Raw genomic sequence first — 539 nt, forward strand, 5'->3', positions numbered from 1 at the left:
AATCTCCATAATGGTTTTACAAGCCAAACATTAAAAAGTTCTTGTCCGTGACCATAACATGCACAACTTGACCATTACACACTAGAATGAAAAACAATAAGGATCACTATCTTCTCCCCTTTTGTCGTCAAGACACCAAAAAGGGAAAAGAGCTATGAAGCACAAAAGCAAAGTCGGCTACTCATCATCCTCCGTCTCCTCGTCGTCGTCGGCCTGCGCCTCATTGTCGTCGTCCGAAGAAACATGAGCAGGACCAATGCCGAAAGTAGCCAACTCGGCAGGAGTCAGTGACCGTATGGGTCAGGGATGCGCGGGAAGTCAGGGAACTCCTGGAGTGGCTCATCCCGCTGGCTGTGAATAATCTCCTGGTTGCGCCGCACAATTTGAAGGCGCTGATCCATCACATCCAGACGCTGATCAGTGCACCGGCATGTGGCAAAGATACCCTGGAGCATCTTCAAGATGCCGAAGTTGGTAGTAGGAGTGGAGGGGGCACCACCACTACGGGTACTGTGAGAAGGAGCCACAGCAGGAGCAGC

At 51.0% G+C, this 539-nt stretch carries 1 protein-coding gene; it reads right to left on the bottom strand.

The window, feature by feature from the left end; genetic code table 11:
• Positions 1-284: 284 nt before the first annotated feature.
• The coding region (locus ACQY5R_RS18330) for a hypothetical protein (RefSeq protein ID WP_428610727.1) at positions 285-539 on the bottom strand (255 nt) is incomplete at its 5' end.

The organism is Sedimenticola sp. (assembly GCF_050289425.1).
Taxonomy (GTDB): domain Bacteria; phylum Pseudomonadota; class Gammaproteobacteria; order Chromatiales; family Chromatiaceae; genus Sedimenticola.